This is a genomic window from uncultured Pedobacter sp. (assembly GCF_913776295.1).
GTDB lineage: Bacteria > Bacteroidota > Bacteroidia > Sphingobacteriales > Sphingobacteriaceae > Pedobacter.
The window spans coordinates 1-21,032 of record NZ_CAJYOJ010000039.1 but is presented as its reverse complement, the minus strand read 5'-3'; the positions used below and the strand labels follow the sequence as shown (position 1 = coordinate 21,032).

General features: G+C 41.8%; 15 protein-coding genes. 7 read left to right on the top strand and 8 right to left on the bottom strand.

Annotated features, from left to right (window positions below; genetic code table 11):
- Nucleotides 1–24 precede the first annotated feature (24 nt).
- The 4 genes from QZ738_RS06865 to QZ738_RS06850 all read right to left on the bottom strand — a co-directional run bounded on the left by QZ738_RS06865 (nucleotide 25) and on the right by QZ738_RS06850 (nucleotide 6,937).
- On the bottom strand, nucleotides 25–585 hold the full coding sequence (locus tag QZ738_RS06865) for a hypothetical protein (RefSeq protein ID WP_293785954.1): 561 nt from the start codon (nucleotides 583–585) through the stop codon (nucleotides 25–27).
- Nucleotides 586–1,894: 1,309 nt separating this feature from the next.
- Complete coding sequence (locus QZ738_RS06860; RefSeq protein WP_293785952.1) at nucleotides 1,895–2,617, bottom strand: hypothetical protein; 723 nt, start codon at nucleotides 2,615–2,617, stop codon at nucleotides 1,895–1,897.
- A gap of 6 nt (nucleotides 2,618–2,623) precedes the next feature.
- Nucleotides 2,624–5,194 carry a hypothetical protein gene (locus tag QZ738_RS06855; RefSeq protein WP_293785950.1) on the bottom strand — a complete coding sequence of 857 codons (2,571 nt, stop codon included), beginning with the start codon at nucleotides 5,192–5,194 and terminating at the stop codon, nucleotides 2,624–2,626.
- 12 nt (nucleotides 5,195–5,206) lie between these two features.
- A complete protein-coding gene (locus QZ738_RS06850) occupies nucleotides 5,207–6,937 on the bottom strand; it encodes a hypothetical protein (RefSeq protein WP_293785948.1) in 1,731 nt (576 codons plus the stop codon).
- A gap of 603 nt (nucleotides 6,938–7,540) precedes the next feature.
- On the opposite strand from QZ738_RS06850, the gene QZ738_RS06845 reads away from it, so the two are divergent.
- From QZ738_RS06845 to cysC, 3 genes are all read left to right on the top strand, one after another.
- Nucleotides 7,541–8,518: a methyltransferase domain-containing protein gene (locus QZ738_RS06845; RefSeq protein WP_293785946.1), complete on the top strand. Its 978-nt coding sequence runs from the start codon at nucleotides 7,541–7,543 to the stop codon at nucleotides 8,516–8,518.
- A 17-nt stretch (nucleotides 8,519–8,535) separates the two neighbouring features.
- A complete protein-coding gene (locus QZ738_RS06840; RefSeq protein ID WP_293785944.1) occupies nucleotides 8,536–9,540 on the top strand; it encodes a phytanoyl-CoA dioxygenase family protein in 1,005 nt (334 codons plus the stop codon).
- A 64-nt stretch (nucleotides 9,541–9,604) separates the two neighbouring features.
- On the top strand, nucleotides 9,605–10,162 hold the full coding sequence (cysC, locus tag QZ738_RS06835) for an adenylyl-sulfate kinase (protein WP_293785942.1): 558 nt from the start codon (nucleotides 9,605–9,607) through the stop codon (nucleotides 10,160–10,162).
- Between the two features lie 100 nt (nucleotides 10,163–10,262).
- Here cysC and QZ738_RS06830 read toward each other — a convergent pair whose 3' ends face one another.
- The 3 genes from QZ738_RS06830 to QZ738_RS06820 are packed head-to-tail and all read right to left on the bottom strand — an operon-like array spanning nucleotide 10,263 to nucleotide 12,445.
- Nucleotides 10,263–10,766, bottom strand: coding sequence for a hypothetical protein (locus QZ738_RS06830; protein WP_293785940.1), 504 nt, complete (start codon nucleotides 10,764–10,766; stop codon nucleotides 10,263–10,265).
- Nucleotides 10,767–10,772: 6 nt separating this feature from the next.
- Nucleotides 10,773–11,747 (bottom strand): hypothetical protein, encoded by a 975-nt coding sequence (locus tag QZ738_RS06825; RefSeq protein ID WP_293785938.1) that lies wholly within the window; start codon nucleotides 11,745–11,747, stop codon nucleotides 10,773–10,775.
- Nucleotides 11,744–12,445, bottom strand: a complete 702-nt coding sequence (locus QZ738_RS06820) for an aspartyl/asparaginyl beta-hydroxylase domain-containing protein (RefSeq protein WP_293785936.1) — start codon at nucleotides 12,443–12,445, stop codon at nucleotides 11,744–11,746. The genes QZ738_RS06825 and QZ738_RS06820 overlap by 4 nt, the downstream gene beginning before the upstream one ends.
- Before the next feature lie 139 nt (nucleotides 12,446–12,584).
- Here QZ738_RS06820 and QZ738_RS06815 point away from each other — a divergent pair, with 139 nt between their 5' ends.
- The 3 genes from QZ738_RS06815 to QZ738_RS06805 all read left to right on the top strand — a co-directional run bounded on the left by QZ738_RS06815 (nucleotide 12,585) and on the right by QZ738_RS06805 (nucleotide 15,439).
- Nucleotides 12,585–13,532 carry a methionyl-tRNA formyltransferase gene (locus QZ738_RS06815; protein WP_367268566.1) on the top strand — a complete coding sequence of 316 codons (948 nt, stop codon included), beginning with the start codon at nucleotides 12,585–12,587 and terminating at the stop codon, nucleotides 13,530–13,532.
- 39 nt (nucleotides 13,533–13,571) lie between these two features.
- Nucleotides 13,572–14,186 (top strand): phage tail protein, encoded by a 615-nt coding sequence (locus QZ738_RS06810; protein WP_293785934.1) that lies wholly within the window; start codon nucleotides 13,572–13,574, stop codon nucleotides 14,184–14,186.
- 89 nt (nucleotides 14,187–14,275) lie between these two features.
- A complete protein-coding gene (locus QZ738_RS06805; RefSeq protein ID WP_293785932.1) occupies nucleotides 14,276–15,439 on the top strand; it encodes an ABC transporter substrate-binding protein in 1,164 nt (387 codons plus the stop codon).
- Here the strand turns inward: QZ738_RS06805 and QZ738_RS06800 are convergent.
- A complete protein-coding gene (locus tag QZ738_RS06800) occupies nucleotides 15,436–16,488 on the bottom strand; it encodes a hypothetical protein (protein WP_293785930.1) in 1,053 nt (350 codons plus the stop codon). The two genes, QZ738_RS06805 and QZ738_RS06800, sit on opposite strands and share 4 nt — an antisense overlap.
- Nucleotides 16,489–16,570: 82 nt before the next feature.
- On the opposite strand from QZ738_RS06800, the gene QZ738_RS06795 reads away from it, so the two are divergent.
- Nucleotides 16,571–21,032: MBG domain-containing protein (locus tag QZ738_RS06795; RefSeq protein WP_293785928.1), on the top strand; the 4,462-nt coding region annotated here is incomplete at its 3' end.

Below are 21,032 nucleotides of genomic sequence, written 5' to 3'. Positions count from 1 at the left end.
GGAAATATCACGTTCCTCCCGTAATTATCTGCATAAAGCGTATGAAAGAAGTAGGTTTTTTGGAAGTCTTTCGTACAGTCCCGGATAAACTTTTTGGAAACGCATAATTCTGCTGGCTACATCAGGCAGACGAAAAATTATGTTTCTTTCGCTAGCATCGTTCATGGCACAGGGAAGAAGATGTGAATAGAATAATTCAGCTAATTCCGGATATGATTGGTAACAATCTTCGAGATCTTCATAGTCGATTAAAAAAACGATGGCATCCTCTACAGCCTCCAGGTTAAGATTTTCTTGCCTTAGGTTGTTCTGAACTTTGCAAATATAAATGCTGCCTTCCTTTCCTAACCAGATATTGATCTGCCCACATTCGTTATCTTGCAGAAAACCGTTAACCAGCCCCCTGCATACCATAATAATCTGACCGGTTGTACCCGAAATGTTTTTAGGAAAGAGCGTTTCTCCTTTGCGTATGTGTAGTGCAATGGTATGCCTGAAGAGGCACCTTAGCGCCGCAAGGCCTTTGTTTCGATCAATTAATGGCAGGAACATTTTTAAAAAAAGCTTCATTTCTATTTTTTCCATTTCCAAATTTTTTATGATTAGAATAACATGCCCGCGCCTTATTTATGTCTTTAACCCGATAAGCCAATGGGTTATCCTTCTGGAAGGTTATGGTATTGTTTTTCTATCGCATGCTGTGAACTAATTAGTCAATGTACTAAATTCACTATTACACACTGTTATTTTATTGATTTTGCTCAAGGTGATAATTGATTCATTTCAATTTAACCGGATTTGGCAATAAGTTAAATACTTAGAAAGTTTTTAAAGGAATTTGTTTCAGGAACCAGATACTACGGTTTGGATGCGATTTTTAGCTGTTGGGTATCATTTCAGGTCATGTAAGCGCACAAAATAACTATAAGATCCAAAATCATTTCGCCACATATCCGCAGCGCCTCATAACCATCAATTTTAGTGTAATGATTAGTTGTCATCAGCTGATTTTCGGATGTACATTTTAACATTGTTTTTTGCTATCGTTTGTATTTTTAGTTGTAAAAATATTATAATCGCGGAGCAGTTCGTTTTTTCGATCTGCCAAAATTAGCAAATCATCAGTTACGCAAGGCTCTCAGGTCATCACTTTTTTTCGTTGCAAACGTATTGCCCAGCGGCCAATCGTTTTGTTAGCTACACAATGGCTAATATTTAGCTTTTGCCTAAAAACCCTAAATATAGTTGATATGCAAAAAACAACTGTCCCTATTTCGGCTTTGATAAGATCACCCAAAGACCAACCAGATAATAAGCCAGCCCTTACAGGTTGATAACCTTGCTTTTAATGGTAGCCAATTAATTATTAAATTACTAACGATGATGTAAGATTTAAACAATCTACATCGGTCTGCCGAATAATCTGATCAGAACCAACGTGGAGACCAGAGACCACGGGGGCAAACGGGGACATCATCCGAAAAGCCAAGGAGTAGGAAAATTAAGAAACTTAAAAAAATGAGTGAAATGAATTTTCAACTGGGCTAAGCGTGCAGAGATACTTATTCGTATCAAAATCGATACCATGTAGCATTTAATTGTAGTTATATGGATTGGAAAACTAATCTGTTGCGACTCAACGGCTCATTTCAGGCCTTTGGTATAGGTCAAGCCCTTTCGAAGGAGAAGTGCTGTGATTGTAATGGAATTGGGTTAGTATCAACTATAATAGGAAAGTAGGATAGAGCTTTCCATATCAGATCCATTGGAAGAGTTTGTTTGTATTGCATCGAATTGATTGGCTCGAAACTTTATCACTTATCATCAATTCCGTTATCTGATTCTTTGCATTGCAGTGGTACGCTCAAAATGAGGTACCACTGTAGCTTTGAATTTATTTATCCGCAATCAGAAAGCCGATGGTCTGGCCGATCTTAATGGCGCTACGCATACCGTAAACTCCGGCGTACGCATAGCCTTGGTTGTCGACCCGGAAAACCAGATTGTCGATCCCATGAAAATCTAGCGGAGCGCTCAATCCATCCAGAATTGAGCACATGGTGAACAACCGTCTCCCTTTCATGCTGTCTGCGTTGTTGATCGTCGTAGCGAGTAGGAGTACGCCAGAGCCAAAACTCATTGTTTTGGTAAGCAGGCTAAGTGCTTTTTTGTAGTTTTTATGTTTGCTCTTTAGCCAAGCTACGGTTTCGGTCTGGGTATAGTACAATGCCCCAGCTCCAATTGCCATGAACACAAAGTAAGTGTATATAAAATATCTAGGGGCTTCTTTAACCTTACAGCAAAGTATCTTATCTTCCGTGCTCTGTAGGTAGCCATGTATCGGTGCGGCATATTTCAGAAACATGGCAATATAGTTCGTTGTGCTGATCAGGGTAGACACGAGCGATAATGGACGCTTTACCGCTTGAACGGCGGCATTATCCACTAAGGCGTCTGCGTTCAGATTTTCGGCGATGATTTCTGGATATCTGTTTACTTTTTCTACGGTATAAAGGATTGCACCACAAATACTGATACCAAAAGTTGCATACTTTGCAACATCGTCACAGATCTGTTTCTCTGTTTTTGTTGTTGATTGTTCGTTGTTATTGCTCATGGTAGTTTAGGCTAGGTTAAGATTTTGTAGCATGTTTTCTGCAAATCGTTCTTTGCTCAAACGGGAGAACGGAGCCTCACCGAAAGCAATTTTGTAACCGATGGTCATCGGAATGGCACAGAGCAGGCAGGTGAAGTCTAATATACTCAGCTCTGCGTGGCTGATTTTTCGGTAAATCGAAGAAAGCAAAGGGATTTTGATCTCTGCATTGAGCATGCTCTTAATTAAGTCGATACTCTTAATGATCAGATCAAAAAGCCAGTTGATAACTTCTTCGATTAATTCAAACACTACATTCAACATGATGGCTGCGAATTCTTTGATGAGCGCCCCTAAGGTGATTTGTGAGGCCAGGAATTTTTTTAGCAAGTCGCCAAGTTGAGTCATCACTGGGTCCTTTGCAGAGGTATCCATCTCAGCCAGTGCTTTGCGGTCGACCCCGTTTGCAGTGCTGGGTTTGGTGTTAAAGAGTAGTTCTTGTTTGCTGCCGACCCAGTTCGTTCTGGAGTCGAGCTTATCATTGTGTCCGTTGATTTTCTCTTTCGGCAAGTCGTCGATGGTATAGTTGGGTGTATCAATATTTCGCAGTGCAACTTTGGCCCTGAGGTGCCAATCCTGCACCTGTCCGACTGCTAGTGTACGCAATTTTTCTATACCGGGTTTTAGTCCTTCAATGGCTTGGTTGGCGGTTAGTTTCAGCGCATCTTTGGCATCAATGATGTCCTGCCAGGAAAATAGAAAAGAAAGGTAATCTACCATGTCTTTGAACAACACCCCGATCTTTTCCCATACACGTTCCAGGAAAGAAAAGACATCGTTTAAAGTGTCGCCGATCCATTGGTAAAGTTTGTTGCCAATTTTCAGCGTAAACTTCCAAGCCTTTTCTGCCTTTTCAACAATAAAATCTTTGACCTTGATAAATCCCTTTTTGATGCTAAATAACATATCCTGCAGTCCTTCGCCAATACTCTCCCAAAAACCTAATTCCTGCCCCTGTTGTACGGCTAAAGCTGCTTGAATGTTTTGATTAGTTGTCAACGTACTCGTTGCGTTGGCCACTTGGGCTAGAAGTTCGGGGTCGATATGCGTGGGTACCAATAGCTCGCCGTTCTGCTTGCGTGCATTGCGCAGGTCTTCGGCAGAACTGATCTTTTCGCCCAATGCAGCACTTACCGGATGTCCGGGATTGACATGTAGCTCTTGTTCAAATAACGGAGAGCTGATTACCAGTTCAGGAAATGCCAGCGAATCCAACGGGCACATGATATTCAGATAAGAGGCATAGGGGATAGGCAATGGTACGCCTGCCTGCAGTTGATATTTAATGTCATCAATATAGATAAAAGTATTGGCTTTAGACGTAAGGCTTATATTTTCTTCGATTTTGTCCTCCAAATCATGTTTTTCAAAATATAAATCCAAGGTATAGGTGTTGATCAGCCGGGAGCTTGAAAGATCAGCGATGCCTAACAAATGTTCGTGCCAACGACCCGAGACGGCATCTTGCCAAATTTCAGTAAGCTTGCCTCCTTTGCTTTTGTCGAACAAGAAGAGATGATTGGACAAATGTTCCCCTCGAAGCGAAGAAAAGCGATCGGTATCGCCGTGCATGGCCACCGGCTCACTCCAGATTTGTTTTTCATAGTCTGTTTCTCTGCGTATCAACTTAAGCTGACGGCTTTTGTTATCCAAAGCCCACACACTTATCGCGCCATCTTCCTGCGACACGTCCAGTTGCGAAAACTCAAAATCGTTGCCACAGATTTCCGCCGCCTTGCTGCGTGCATCTCTATAATGAGTGATACTGGATCCGGCGACAAAAAGCTGATCGTTCTCGCCCACATTCTTGAGTACAAAAAAACAATTCGGCCGATAGTTGGACATGAATCTCTGCTGAAAAATTTCTTTTTCGCCGGCAGCTAAAAATCCCTGGAAAAGCATCGTTCTTTTTCCCTTCAGATCGTAAAGCGAAAATACGCCTTGATGCCCCCTCCAAGTTCCTAGAGTAAGCTGTAGAATACGGTCATTGTTTTCAGGTAGGTGGAATGCCTTGATCAAGCCGTCAGCTCCGATTAAATGATATTGAGCGTCAGTTTTAGGTTTTTCTGAGCTGAATAGTACGCCAACATCACTAATAGATACACTATGCAGTGTTCGTTCATGGTCTTCCAGCTGATAAGATTGGTAAGCCAGGCCTTCCATGGATGTATTCGCTGCATCGAGCACAACAGGCGATGAAAGCCACAAGCTGTTCTCCCGGTCAATTTTGGCGGCATAAGCAATGCGTATCATATTAGCGGTATCTTGGTGCAAAACATCAAAGGCCGTTACCTGTTGTCCCTTCGTGGAAAGTCGTAGCTGTGTCCATGCATCTCCTTCTGCATCGGTTCGGGTGAGCAAAATCAGCTCGTTCTGCTTGTTGATGACAAATACCAACACCTTGTCGTTCACTGTGCCGATTACTTTGATGTCAGCACCTAGATCTATGTTGCTCTCGGCGACATAATTTTCCATGAATTCACTCTTATATTTCAACAAAACCTTTGATCCGTTGAGTTCGGTATATTGATTTTCCATAAATATTAATGATTATTGATTAGAAAGTGGAACATAACTAATATCGAAAAGGACGACATCGCTGTCATTGAGTTCTCCGCTAAGCAGGCGGACATTTAAAAAGGTGTATACGTTTGATGCCGGAAGTATCAAACGATCAGAGAATTTGTTGAGTTCGTTGAACGCCGTGTTTTCTAACTGCTTACTGATACGGGTAGTGAAATTGGTGTTATACATCTTTTCTAATTCATCGACACGTCTGACCATATTTGACATGCCTAGCCAAACCTTATCGAAAATGCCTTTCTTGTTATACTCCGGCTCCTCGGTGTCACGGGCTAACACTGGCGGCTGATACCCACCGGATTCTACCGTTGCAATGATTTGTCCATAATGTGCGGCGGTTAGTTCCACTACCAGCTTGCCAGCTTTACCCTTTTGTCCATTTACCTCGTATTTGCCGGAGGTTGAAAACTTCTGATTGACACCTACGGTACCCACCAATGCTTCTAATTCATCGTGCAGGCTAGCATGAATGCTGATTTCATATTGAATAGATAGCGATCGCTTTAGATCATCGCTTTTAATGCCGGTTCGGGCAATGGTGATTTTCATGTTATCGGAATAGTGAAGATCGAAAGACTTTGCTGTATAGTTCGTATCCGATTTAAGGGCTAGCCCCGGAACAAAGTCGCAAAATGCATCCAATACAGTTTGGTTGATCCTAGCCAAGTAGGTTTTTTCAAATACTCTGAAATTTATGCCGATCAGCCCATTAACTGTTTCGTCTTTTAGATGTACAGATTCTATCAGGCTCTTGTCAATACGTCCGCCCTGTGGTAAGATTGGGAACTCCTTACCGCCGGTAAGCATCAAAAAATTGAAAGCCGAAGCTCGGTCCATTTCGCTATGCGAAGTAGAGTAGGAAACACCGGTAGGTTCCAGCATTGCCGTACCGATATCTTTCAGTTCGGGCCGCTGTACCGCATAGCCAAGTATATAGGGGTTATCTTTATTTTTGCCAAGTTCGCGAAAATAATTGCCAACAACCAATTGTAACCAGGCATTGAGTTCCGGATCTGTGCTCATTTTACTTTCGATGGATACATAGTTGGCAATATCTGCTTTTGCAAAATTCAGAAGGATGGATTCTACGGTAAAATCTTCGGTAATATGTGCGGTGAATTTTGGATCTGCTTGGATGTCTTCTTTTTCTATCTGGCGTTTGGATACTGGCACAACGAATGTGTAAACAAGGTTGCGGATGTCATATTGCTGTTGCCTTGTATTGTTTCGGTAGGTAACCTGGCCACTATTGAGTATAAAACTGAATAATAGTTCGCGGCTGCGCCCTGGTATTACGCTGATCTTGGGAGGATCAATCGTAGCTTCGATTAGTAGATTGTAGCCGGGGACCGTAGTTTTTTCAGCTGCGGCGATTTTGGCTCTGGTAGCAATCCGTTGCGCTATAATCGTTTCCCGATCTGCGTTTGGTTGTTCCAAAAGCTCTCCAAGCCGATCTAAATGTGCCTTGAGCTCGATCAATTGATTATTACCGCTTTGGTCTAACCATAATCTTTTTTGATCATCGAAATCACTGTCCCGATGGTTACGGCGCAGGGTGCCGGTAAGATCACTGAGGATCTTCCAGTCTCGGTCAAGTAGCCTGTCTAGGTATAGCTGCTGCATTTCTGCATTGATCTTGCTCTCCGAGAGCGACAGTACCATGTCGTACTGCCCTAAGAGTGTATTAGGTATTTCCATAGTTTGTGGTTTACTTAGATATGATAAGTTTTTTTTGAGAAAGACATTTTTCCTTGACAGCGTTAATGCCGTCGTGATTTTGATCACTGACTTTGTCCGATGACAAATTGGTTGAGATAATAGACAAATGTCTATTGATGGTGAGAGCAACAGTTTTCAATGAAAATGTGGTTATTTTCACTAAAGCTATAAATTTTTGTTGATGAAAATGTGTAAAAATTATGTGATCAGATATTTTTAGGTGGTTTGACGTTCAGCTTCATTGAGCGGGCATTAGCTGGTAGATAAAATGTGGGACTTAACTAAAGTGGTATTGGATGGATACAGGTTTGTATGGCCGTAGGTATACAAACAAGGAAAGAAATAGAGATGAGATTTCAGAAGGAATAATATTACAACATCCATGTTGAGCATTCATGGTTCTTTCTAAAGTACAGATTTATCATACAACACACCTGTGCTTTGAATGAAAAACATCCAGAGTTGATGGCGAAAAAGGATAAGCAACGACATATTTTGTAAATTAATAATCTGATAATTGATCTTAACTGAATTTATTCTTTAGTTTAGCTTTTACTTTTCAGCATTATATAAAGACAACAAATGGAATTAACGACTCAACAACTTAATGAAAGTATTTATGATGCAACTAATGCCTTACTTTTTGAAGAAGACTATTTGCATATTAAAAAATCGATTGACCAGCTCAATGTGCTTTTTTCAGGTGCAACCGGCGTAAAAGCGGGAGACATTACGGATGAAGATATTTATCTGCCAAATGGTAAGGCTGTTTCAACTATCAAAGCTGCGCATTGTCTTAAAGAATTAGAACGTACACGTAGATTTATCAGGGGCATTAACCAGGCAATTGAATGTTTATCAGGTACAATACAGGGGCGTACCCTAAACATATTATATGCCGGTTGCGGTCCTTACGCCACCTTGCTTACACCGTTAACCTCCAGGTTTAGTTCCGCTCAAATCAATTTTATTTTGTTGGATATCAATGCTGATTCTTTGGCTGCGGCAAAAACACTGTATGATAAATTAGGTTTGTCAACTTATGTGATCGACTATGTTTGCGCCGACGCCACCACTTATAAATTTCCTGATGATATCTGTATTGATATGGTAATTTCAGAAACCATGTTAAATGCTTTAAGGAAAGAGCCTCAGTTGGCCATCATGAACAATTTAATTCCGCAGATGCGTAAGGATGCTGTTTTCATTCCAGAAAATATAATTGTTGAAGCGGTATTAACCCGGTGGAAAGAAGAATACAGCAGTTTTACCATAACGGATTACCAGCCCAAAAGAATAAACTTAGGGGTGGTATATTGTGCCAGCCGTGAATTCAAGCTTCCACAGCCAGTGGTGATACAGGTGCCTGCTTCTGAAACCCATAACCGACTTGATTTATTTACGGAAATAACAGTGTTTGGTAGAGAGGTACTAACTACGTACAATTGCAGCTTAACCATGCCATTTGCCGTTTGTAAGTTAGAAAACAATAGGGAAGATATGAAGGTCACATTTGAATATGTAATGTCTGATCATCCTGGCTTTACATATAAATATTAAACTATGTTTACGACACGATGTGTAAAAATAACAAAGTAGTCAAATCCACCAGATTTAAATCCGTTCAGCCTATAGAAAGTTGTGCATACTGCTCTTTTGTTAGTAATTACAGGGTTTATCATAGTCCTCAGCAATCTCAGGCAAATGTTAATCAGGATTTTTTTAAAGTTGAAAAAGTATTTTTGTCCTTTTTTGACATTGGTATTTTTGAAACTTATGATTTTTTATATGGTGGCTGTCAAAGCGATGATGAATTTAAGCAATGGATGATGCTTCGAATGGGTGAGAATGCCTATTCGGAAGCTATCGAAAAATTTAATTCCTGGTATGCATGTGCGGTAGATACCTCTAAAGAGACTTTTTCAAAGGTATTAGATGCTGATCAACTTAATTTCTGGGATAAAAATGGCTATCTTAAGATACCTGGTTTAGTTAGTGAAGATGATTGTGACCGTGTAGTTGATGTAATTACAGAAATGCTTGGAATAAATCTGGAGCAACCATCCAGCTGGTATGGCCAACATGATTTGCTTCAGGGTATAATGTTGCAACTATATCATAATGAGCATATTGCTAAAATCAAAAATTCTGACTCCATCAGACAGGTATTTGCGCATTTATATCAAACTAATGCTATTGTAGCGAATATGGAAAAGGTCGGGTATAATCCACCTGAAACAGATAGTTTTCATTTTAGAGGTAGTCCTCTACATTGGGACATAGATTTTTCAAAAGGTGTTAACTATTATATTCAAGGCTTGGTTTACCTTAACGATGTGCCTGAAGAAAGGGGGGCATTCAGCTTAATTCCTTGTTTTCAGCATGAAATTAATTCTTTGTTGAAAACGTATGGCCATCCTGATCAGGCTATTGACGTTTTAAGGAAACAAAATCGCCAAATTGCTGTATCAGGAAATAAGGGTGATTTAATTTTATGGTTAGAAGCACTTCCGCATGCTGCAACTGCAAACCGATCTGAGTATCCTCGGTTTGTACAATACATCAGCTTTACAAAGCTTTAATCCTATTATTAGATTTTTAAGATAATTAAAGTATTTATTAATCTCATTATCAAATCAATAAAGAATGCTCCTAATACAATTTACGGGCTTATCTGGGGCGGGCAAAACCACGCTTGCTCAAATGGTTAAGCATAGGCTTAATACCCTTGGTTATTCCATTATGGTGATTGATGGCGACACTTACCGTAAAACATTAAATCATGATCTTGGTTTTTCAAAAGCTGATCGGCTTGAGAATATCCGACGTCTTGGTTATGTAGGCTATGAATTTGTGCAGCAGGGTACTATTGCGCTCATTGCGGCGATTAATCCACATGAGTCTGGCAGGCAGAAGCTTCGGGAACTTTACAATGCTAAAACAATCTGGATTGATTGCCCGATTCCTCAGCTTATTCTGCGTGATACGAAAGGGTTATACCATAAAGCACTTTTGCCGGATGGACATCGGGATAAATTATATCATCTTACAGGAATTAATGATGTATTTGAGGATCCTTTAGTAGTGGATTTATACCTCAATACGCAACAACTTACTGAAGAAGATGCTTGCGGAAGATTAACTGGTTTTATCCTTTCCCAAATTGAACAGATTACGAACACTAGAGCAAATCAACACATTTAATAGCAACTCCTTGATCGATGAGGGATCAAGGAAATGTATGATGGCTATGATTGCAAATCCACAGCCAAACATATTAAAACTTGGCAGAGAGGTAAAATATCTATTCGGGTCTATGTGTGCAAAGCCACTTTTGCATAACAGGATAAGGATTTAATCCTTGGATTTTCGCCTGATTTTCATCATAAGTCATTCCAAGCCATTGCAGCATGGGAACACCTATAAATCGGCCTTCGTTAAAGTTTTCAATGATTGATTTTGAACCATTTTTATAGCCATCTTCATGAAATAAGAAAGTGGCCTCAATTCCCAAATAAATGCAGGCTGCGTAAGACCAGCCAATAGCCATAAGCTCACCACCCTGATGTAAGTCGCTACTTTCAAGATTGTCGCTCATCTCATTTCTTATGGCAGGTGGCATGCAGGCCAGATGCCCGGCCTCATGTAAAATATCGCCTGGGTACGTTAATTTCGCCATATCAATCACTAATGTCCCGGCACGTAATTTAAGTCCCGGTAAAAACGTTTCGCTGCTGATCTCCTCTAAGCTATAGCTGATGCCAATCTCCTTTAAAAAGTTGAGTATGCGGTTAGTGTTTTGGTCCATATTAATTTAGGTATTTGCAATTTGAGTAATCCGTAATTTTTCGAGTTCGTGATAATAGCTGAACGCTTGTTTTTGGTAATTGGGTATGGTTCCCTCTGGTCGTTCCTCCTGAAAAACCTGATCTGGATATTTCGCGTTAAAATGACTTCGGGCTTCTATCTGCACCCAATCAGCTTTATTCAACTCTAAACCGGTGAATTTGCAGAATCGTTGCATCATATTGATAATTCCTTCATGGTAATTAAGCAATAAAGTTAACGGATCTTGCTTTGAAGCCCTGATAAAAGATTTGAAATAATTTTCTAATACTTTAATCGTATAGCCATCCAAATCAGCAGGGTTAATGTTCTCCTTTTCTATTCCTAACAAGTCGTTTGGGATTACTCCCGGAATGGCTTGCATTCCTCTTAATTTTTGGTGCGAACGGACAATTTCATTAGGTTTGCGGTACAGCAGTATAAACGGCACATTGGGATAGAGTTTTCTAAGCAGCGGCATAAAATGAATGTGCCAGCTATCAGTTTTGATAAAAAGATGTTTTTCCGATCGTTCGGTGGTTTGGCCATAAATTTTGATCAACGCTTTAATCAGTTCTTCGCGATTTTCTGGTGAAGGCCAATCATTGATTTTACTGAGTCGCAATACCTCGTCAATAAACGGAACTTCTGGTAGTACAATATGATGCTTGTTAAGGCATAGCGATTGGGAAATTAGTGTTGATCCACATCTGGAAACATGAAAAATGAATGCGGTAGGCGCGGTGCTATTTAAATCTTGTGCCCACTCTAACAAGATACTCAGGTCAGAGGATGGTTTAAAGGCAGTTGAGTTATAGCGGTGGCCCAGACATTTGTTTATAAATTCACTAAAAAATGGTCTGGTAAAAGGATCTCCGTTGGTGTAAAGCCACCGGCAACTGTAGCTATTCTCATTTTTAATAAGCCTATACGGAATCCAATGCTTTAAATACGATTCACTCATGCTTTGCTGTTGATTAAATCATCATACTCCTTTTGAAATTCAGCGGCCATCTTAAGTGAATGTGGCATTTGGTGCATTTTTAATTCATTAATGATCTGTTTTAATAATTCAGGATCACGTGTTTGATCTGGCGCATGGGCAATGATTTTGCTGTCTAAAATAAAATGCTCGAGCCAGGGATTTACCCTACAATCTATAACCAAGTGGATTCTGTCGCTATGGCCATGATTGCTTACCCGGTGGGGCAGGTTTGCATTGATATACCAGCATTCGCCTTCGTTCATCATGACACGATCATTGTTGACATAAAATTCCACATCCGGATTGGTATGTATAGGAATATGTAGCCTGGCTTCTCCTTTTTCGAAGGCCAGTTCAGCGTCGCAATGTTGTTTAATCATCGCTCCGGCAGCAAGGTTGAGCAACCTAACTGACATGATTTCGCAACGCATGTCTGCTATCAACTGTTTTACGGCAGGGAAAAAAAACATATTAGGATGATCCTCGTAATGATCTACCGTACCCAGGTCTGGAATTATACTGTCGCATCCGCCTGGTGTCCGTAAGGGAAGCACTGTCCATGCCCCCTGATAATGTGCTGTATTAAAATGGTCTACCCAATTTGAATTTATTTTTTTAAGTTCATGCTGAATACTTGAGATCGGAACCTGAATGTCGGCCTTTGAATAGATTACCATTTAGAAAGCGGAGTTTAAAGATTTTGAGGTTGAGTATTAAAATTGATTACAATCTATGCTCAAAAGTAAGTATTTTAAAATTAATTTTTGATACTGTAAATTTATTGTATAAATTTACAGTATCTCAATCTCCCTATCAGTGAAATTAATTATACTCTCAAATCATATAGCGGCGCTGCCGACTATCAATTATTTTCACGAAAAGGGTTATCTAGCTGCTGTAGTGACCTCGTTTGTTCAGCAAAATCAAATCATCAAATTTTGTGGAGTTAATGGAATCAATTGCCTTCAATTAAATAATGTTGACTCTTTTGCAGAACAAATAAACAATTTATTGCTAGACACTAATGTGGAATTGGGTTTAGTGTTTGGATTTTCTAAAAAACTGCCAGACTGGCTCCTGCAAAAACCAAAATTCGGTTTCTTCAATGTTCATTTTAGCCTGCTTCCTGCTTATCGCGGACCGGCACCTTTATTCTGGCAAATTAAAAACGGAGAAACTTTTACGGGAATTACTATCCATAAAATGAGCAATAGCTTTGATAGCGGTGCGATCCTACACCAGCAACAGGTTCAGCTTCGGACAGAAGAAAGTTTTGGTGCCTTGAATAATAGGCTAAGTCTTATGGCCGTAGGTGTTATTGCTGAAGCATTCAATATGCTTAATAACAACGATTATACCCTGACCGATCAAGATGAGCATCTTTCATTCACTTTACCTTCAGTAACTCAACAAGATTTAATTATTGATTGGGAGAATCAGACTGCTGCAGAAATTATGAATTTAGTTAATGCCTGTAATCCTGTTTATGATGGGGCAATTGCATTTCTAGACGGACAGGAAATTGCTATTGTTGAGGTATCGCCGGCAATAATTAACGATGTAAATGGCTACAAACCAGGTACAATTGTTTATGCTGACGGGAACTATGGTTTATTTGTAGCGTGCAAATATGATAGTTTTTTACGAATTAATGTGGTTAGGAACAACGAATGTATTTTATCTGGTCATAAACTAGTTGCTTTAGGTTTAAAAACCGGAGCAAGTTTTACTAATAATGCTCAAAATCAAATAATTACTAATTAATAAAACAATAAATTTTTAAACCTTTAAACTACTAAAATTATGGATGATTACATGGGCATGGTAAGAATGTTCGCGGGTACTTTCGTGCCACGTGGATTTGCAGGCTGTAATGGACAGCTACTTTCAATTACAACAAATACAGCGCTCTATTCTTTGCTTGGTACTGCTTTCGGCGGTAACGGCCAAACCACATTCGGCTTGCCTAACCTTGCTGGACGAACTGTAATTGGTACAGGTACATTAGGTACTACCAACTATCCTCTAGGTGGTATGGGAGGTAATTCTCAGGTAACGTTGTTGGCCTCTAATATGCCAGCGCACGTTCACGGCGCCACATTTGCAGGTACAAGTGTCAGCATTCCTGCACCAACGGTAATGGCCTCTAGTGCTGTAGGAACTACTGGGATTCCTTCAACGTCGGCAAATACTTTAGCACAAATGGTTGTTCCTCGTACTACTGGCGTTGGTTTATATAACAATGCAACTCCAGATATCACTTTGAATGTTGGTTCTTCCACTGGTAGTTCAATTACACCAGCGGGTAATATAACTGTAAGTGTTGCAGGTGGTAGTCAGCCTTTTAATATTTCAAATCCTTATACAGCACTAACGGCATTAATAGTGGTAGAGGGGTTGTACCCAAGCAGAAACTAAGAAATTCGTAAAATGACCAGCCAGCAAGTAGTGGTTGGTCATTTTATTTGACGCAAATTATGTAAGATGTTTTTTATTTGCTTTTCCTCATGATAGCTCCTGTTAAGATTGGTTTTATATCCACTTATTCTTCTATTTATCCAGATCATTCAAATAACATTGTAAACGGTTTGTTTGCAGGCTTGTGTAGGGATATTTATACCCAGAAGGATTATCAGTTTATACCAGAATATGTTGGTCAGGGTAAAGAGTCTGATGTAAAGCAAGCAGTACAGAAACTGCTTAATTTTCATAACGTGGACATTTTAATGGGGTATATCAGTTATAAGGTTATCCCTGAATTAATCCCGTTAATTGAGAAACGGCAAAAACTTGCTTTTTTCTTTGATATGGGTGAATATCTTCCATCCATAAGTTATACCAGTCCTAATATATTTCACAGCAGTTATCAGTTATGGCAGGGAGAATATGCGCTTGGTTACTGGGCGCAAAAATATTTTGGTGATAATGGCGCGGTTATTATGCCTCCTTATGATGGTGGTTATCATCTCGCTTCTTGCTTTAGACATGGTACAATTGCTGCGGGATCTAAATTGATAGACTTTCACATTCTTTCATTAAATCATAATGAACCTCATGCACTTAATGTGGAGGTCTTACTTAATAATATTGAAAAAGCCCCACCCGCTTATTTACACGCTTTATTTTCGGGGCCTCAGGCAGCAGAATTTATCAGGGCATTTTATGAAAGAGGCCTTGATAAAAAGGTTCCATTATTACTTTCCGAAACCATGTGTTTTACTGATGTGCTTAAAGAGATAAATGGATTTCCTTTATCTTTTTATTCCTATTCTCAGTGGACAAGAGAAATGGCCGGCGAAATTAATAATGCTTTCGTTAGAATCGTGGAGGGGCAATCCGGTAGGGAAGCCGATGTGTTTTCGTTATTGGGATTTGAAGCTGGTATGGCACTTAAAGAAATGGAACCTGCTATGCAGCGCCGTGATTGGAATAAGGTGATGGAACATTTGCGGAAGGATAAAAAGAAAGGACCTCGGGGTGAGGTTAATTTTTATCCGAAGTCTGGCTTTTTATTACCAGATATAGACATTGTTAAAATTAATGTATCAGGACCAAGCACCCATAAGGTTGTGGTTGAACAGGGTAAACGCCTTAAGTTCGATGATGCTATTTTTACCGAAATACACGAAGAAAATGTAAGTGGGTGGCAAAACCCATATTTATGCATTTAATCGAATACAATACGTGGATCGTTATCCATTTTATAGTAAAAAGATAAACCCGATTGAAAGACTTTATCATTTAAAGGAGACAAATAATATTTTTCAGTTAAAATGGATTCGTCCTCGATTAAGGTAACATCTTTATAAATCTGTACCTCGGTAAGCAGTAGCAAGGCCGTGTACTCCGCTTTAAAGTTTTTAGGATCAATTTTGTTTAGAAAAAGATGTTGATCCGAATGAGTTCTTTTAAATTTTGTAACAGCGTGTTTATTGATGGCCATCAGGTTGGTAATCTTTTCACGAAATGCAGCATTGTGTTTTCTGGTTTCAGTATCTAGAAAATATTCAAAAGCTGGATTTTTTTCTTCACCCCATTTGGATTGGTACAGGTCGACTCTTATTTCCTCTGGGATAAAAGCCCCATTTGGTTTTAAAAACTGGTGAAGATGATTGAAAATAGCTACCTGTGGTTCTTTGCGCAGGGCTTTATCCATTGTTTCAGAAATGATAATATCATAGTTTATATGATCATCAGGAATAAATCGGGTTGCATCTGCTTTGATATAACCATTAAAATAAGCCTCAAGGTTAAATGTTGAGATGAGGTTATTTACTGCATCCAGAGATGATTGGTGGATATCAAGCAAAGTTACCTGGATTTGATTTGCAGAAAATACGGTAGTTAAAGGTAATATCAGTGATGCGTAAGGGCCAGTTCCCGCATATAGAATCTGTAAAGGTTTTTGATCACCTGACTGAAGCATATCACTCACCAGTTTTTTAATGCCAAGGGTGAATTTGTAGGAGCGAACGTAATCAAGAAAGCAGTACGCAGCCATGTATGGATTTACACGTGTGCCATTTTCGCTTAACTCCTCAAACACTTCATCTGTATCGGATGGTGCAAGAATACCTTCAATAGCAGTGATTTTTGAGTAGAGCTGATGCAATTGGTTGACAGTGTTAATTACTTCAGGAGTAGTAAGTTGCTCTGTTAATTTTTTAGAATATAATTCAAATACCGTTCGATGATTCAAAGATTCTTTTGAGACAGACATGGTGTTAAGTTTAGATAAAGTGCAATAATAAAAGAAACGTCCACAATAATTTTGGATAAATATATATGATAATGTGTTAAATATGATGAGAAAATTTTACTTATTAATTTGCTTGTTGATTGTTCAGATGGCTGTATATGGACAGACAAGAACACTCGATTTTGCTAATCTATCAGGTGACCCCGTCAATGGAACGAAATTGGGGACTACATCTTTCACGCAGACTAACGCTGCTCAGGAGAGCTGGACATTTACAATGTCGGCCAATAGCCCGGGGTTTTGGACCTATAACGATCAGACGCTTTGGCTTCAATCGGGAGACCCAACCCCTACAGCCACTGGCAATGCTAAAACATCCATAAAGCGAGCAGATGGTCAGAATTTTAATTTTAAGACGATTAATTTTTTTACTTTTAGCCAGGATCAGTATATCAGGATTGAAGGTAAAAAATCGGGTGTAGTAAAATATACTCAAAACGTCTATCTCGCCAATGCAAATGTACCATATCAATATAGTTTAACAGGGTGGAACGATCTCGATGAAGTTTTATTGACCATTACTACAAATGCTCAATTTCCAAACAATACTAGCGCTGGCGATTTCTATGTTGGCGTAACCAGTTTTACATACGATCCTTCTCCTCGAATAACTACTAATGCAGCAAGTTCTATTACCACTACTTCTGCTGTATTTAATGGAAATTTGGTTAGCGCTGGTTTCGCTACAGTAACGGAAAAAGGTTTTGTTTATTCAACAAGTCTTAATCCTACAACTGCCGATACCAAAAGGATTGTTGCCGGATCAGCATTAGGTGCATATAACTATAATGAAACAACCTTATCAGGTTCTACAACCTATCATGTACGTGCTTATGCTATAAATAGCGTGGGTACTGCCTATGGCGTAGATCAACAATTTATTACACCAACCAATGTGACAAGTGTTTCCGTACCTGCTAATGCTACCTATAAAATTGGGCAGACGCTATCCTTTACTATCAATTTTTCGGGCAATGTGGTAGTAACAGGTACACCCCAATTGAGCATTACAGTAGGTTCGGCGAGCAAATCAGCTAATTATGTTAGTGGTTCCGGTAGCTCGGCTCTAACATTTAGTTATACGGTTGCAAGTGGCGATCTGGATACGGATGGCATTACCATTGGTACTTTAGGTTTAAACGGAGGTACGATTAAGGATGCTTCAACTAATAACGCAATTCTAACATTAAACAATGTTGCCTCAACAGCCAATGTGCGAGTGGATGGTGTTGCTCCATCAGTGGTGATCAGCAGTACGGCCGGTGCATCGGGCGGAACCACAAGTACCTCGCCAATTCCATTTACGGTGACCTTTTCAGAAAGCATATCAGGACTTTTGGCAGGAGGCCTTACCGTAGGCAATGCCACGATCAGTGGATTTTCAGGAATCGGAACCACTTATACTTTTAATGCAACACCAACGGCGAATGGCGCGGTAACGATCAACATTGCAGCTAATGTGGCGCAAGATGCTGCAGGCAACGGAAACACGGCTGCCAGTCAGTTTTCGATCACCTATGTACAGGCCGTCGCTACACCAACTGTAACGGCTTTGAGCCCAACCAGTGGCCCAACCAGCGGAGGCACCAGCGTAACCATTACCGGCACCAACTTCAGCGGGGCGACCGCGGTGACCTTTGGTGCTACAGCAGCTACGAGTTTTACCGTTAATTCGGCAACACAGATCACAGCGACCGCACCGGCAGGAACAGGTACAGTCGATGTCCGCATCACTACAACAGGTGGCACCAGCGCAACTAGTGTCAGCGACCAGTTTACCTATGTCGCCGTACCGACGGTAACGGCTTTGAGCCCAACCAGCGGCCCGACCAGTGGAGGCACCAGCGTAACCATTACCGGCACCGACTTCAGCGGGGCGACCGCGGTAACCTTTGGTGCTACGGCGGCCACCGGCTTCACCGTTAACTCGGCAACACAGATCACTGCGACTGCACCGTCAGGAACAGGCACCGTTGATGTCCTCGTCACTACAACAGGCGGCACCAGCGCAACCAGTGCCAACGATCAGTTTACCTATGTGGCTACACCAACTGTAACGGCTTTGAGCCCAACCAGCGGCTCAGCCAGCGGAGGCACCAGCGTGACCATTACCGGCACCAACTTCAGCGGGGCTACTGTGGTGACCTTTGGCACTAAGGCGGCTACAAGCTTCACCATTAACTCGGCAACACAGATCACGGCGACCGCACCGGCAGGAACAGGTACCGTTGATGTCCGCATTACTACAAGAGGTGGTACCAGCGCAACCAGTGCCAGCAACCAGTTTACCTATGTCGCCGTACCGACGGTAACGGCTTTGAGCCCAACAAGCGGCCCGACCGGTGGAGGCACCAGCGTAACCATTACCGGCACCGACTTCAACGGGGCGACCGCGGTGACCTTTGGCGCTACGGCGGCTACAAGCTTTACCGTTAACTCGGCAACACAGATCACGGCTACCGCACCGGCAGGAACAGGCACCGTTGATGTCCGCATCACTACAACAGGGGGCACCAGTGCGACCAATGCCAGCGACCAGTTTACCTATGTCGCCACACCAACGGTAACGGCTTTGAGCCCAACCAGTGGCCCGACCGGCGGAGGCACCAGCGTGACCATTACCGGCACCAACTTCAGCGGGGCGACCGCAGTGACCTTTGGCGCTACGGCGGCTACGAGCTTTACCGTTAATTCGGCAACACAAATCACAGCGACCTCACCGGCAGGAACAGGCACGGTTGATGTCCGCATCACGACAACAGGGGGCACCACCGCGACCAGTGCCGCCGACCAGTTTACCTATATCGCGGCACCAACGGTAACGGCTTTGAGCCCGACCAGCGGCCCAACCAGCGGAGGCACCAGCGTGACCATTACCGGCACCAACTTCAGCGGGACGACTGCGGTAAACTTTGGCGCTACGGCATCTACAGGCTTCACCGTTAACTCGGCAACACAGATCACGGCTACTGCACCGGCAGGAACAGGCACCGTTGATGTCCGCATCACGACAGCAGGGGGCACCAGCGCGACCAGTGCCGCCGACCAGTTTACTTATATCGCTGCGCCAACAATAACGGTAACAGGAACTTTAAGTGCCTTGACAACTACTTATGGTACGGCTTCATCTTCAACAAGTTTTACGGTTTCTGGAGTAAACATGACCGCAGGTATATTAGTTAGCCCACCGGCAGCTTTTGAGGTAAGTACAGATAACATTACATTTAGTAATACTGTTATAGCAGGATCTGCTGGTGTAATATCACAAGTTGTTTATGTAAGATTAAAAAACACTGCCGCTGCCAATACTTATGCAGGCACTAATGTCACATTGAGCAGTGCTGGAGCAGCTAATGTAACCACGTCTATACCCGGCAGTACAGTTGCTCCATTGGCTATTGCCATTACTGCTGCAGCAAAAAGCAAAACCTATGGCGATGCCGACCCTGCCTTGACTTATACTTTTGCTCCGGCACTGGTAACCGGCGACAGTTTCAGCGGAAGTTTGACGAGATTACCTGGCGAAAACGTGGGTACTTATGCGATCAACCAGGGTACACTAGCCTTGAACAGCAATTATACCGTGACTTATGTAGGTGCTGACCTGACCATCGGTGCAAAAACCATCACGGTAACCGCAGCAGCAAAGAGCAAAACCTATGGCGATGCCGATCCTGCACTGACCTATACCTTTGCTCCGGCACTGTTAACTGGCGACAGTTTCAGCGGAAGCCTGACCAGGACACCTGGCGAAAACGTGGGTACTTATGCGATCAGCCAGGGTACACTTGCAGTAAACAGCAATTATACCGTGACTTATGTAGGTGCTGATTTAACAATTGGTGCAAAAAGCATCACGGTAACGGCAGCAGCAAAAAGCAAAACCTATGGCGATGCCGATCCGGCATTGACCTATACCTTTGCTCCGGCATTGGTAACCGGCGACAGTTTCAGCGGAAGCCTAACCAGGACACCTGGCGAAAACGTGGGTATTTATGCGATCAACCAGGGTACGCTTGCACTAAACAGCAATTATACCGTAACTTATGTTGGTGCTGATTTAACAATTGGTGCAAAAAGCATCACGGTAACGGCAGCAGCGAAGAGCAAAACCTATGGCGATGCCGACCCTGCCTTGACTTATACTTTTGCTCCGGCACTGGTAACCGGCAACAGTTTCAGCGGAAGCCTGACCAGGACACCTGGCGAAAACGTGGGTACTTATGCGATCAACCAGGGTACGCTTGCACTAAACAGCAATTATACCGTAACTTATGTAGGTGCTGACCTGACCATCGGTGCAAAAACCATCACGGTAACAGCCGCAGCAAAAAGCAAAACCTATGGAGATGCTGATCCAGCCTTGACTTATACCTTCGCTCCGGCATTAGTTGGAACAGATACCTTCACAGGAAGCCTGACCAGAACATCGGGTGAAAATGTGGGTACTTATGCGATTAATCAGGGCACACTTGCACTGAACGGTAACTACAGTTTAACTTACG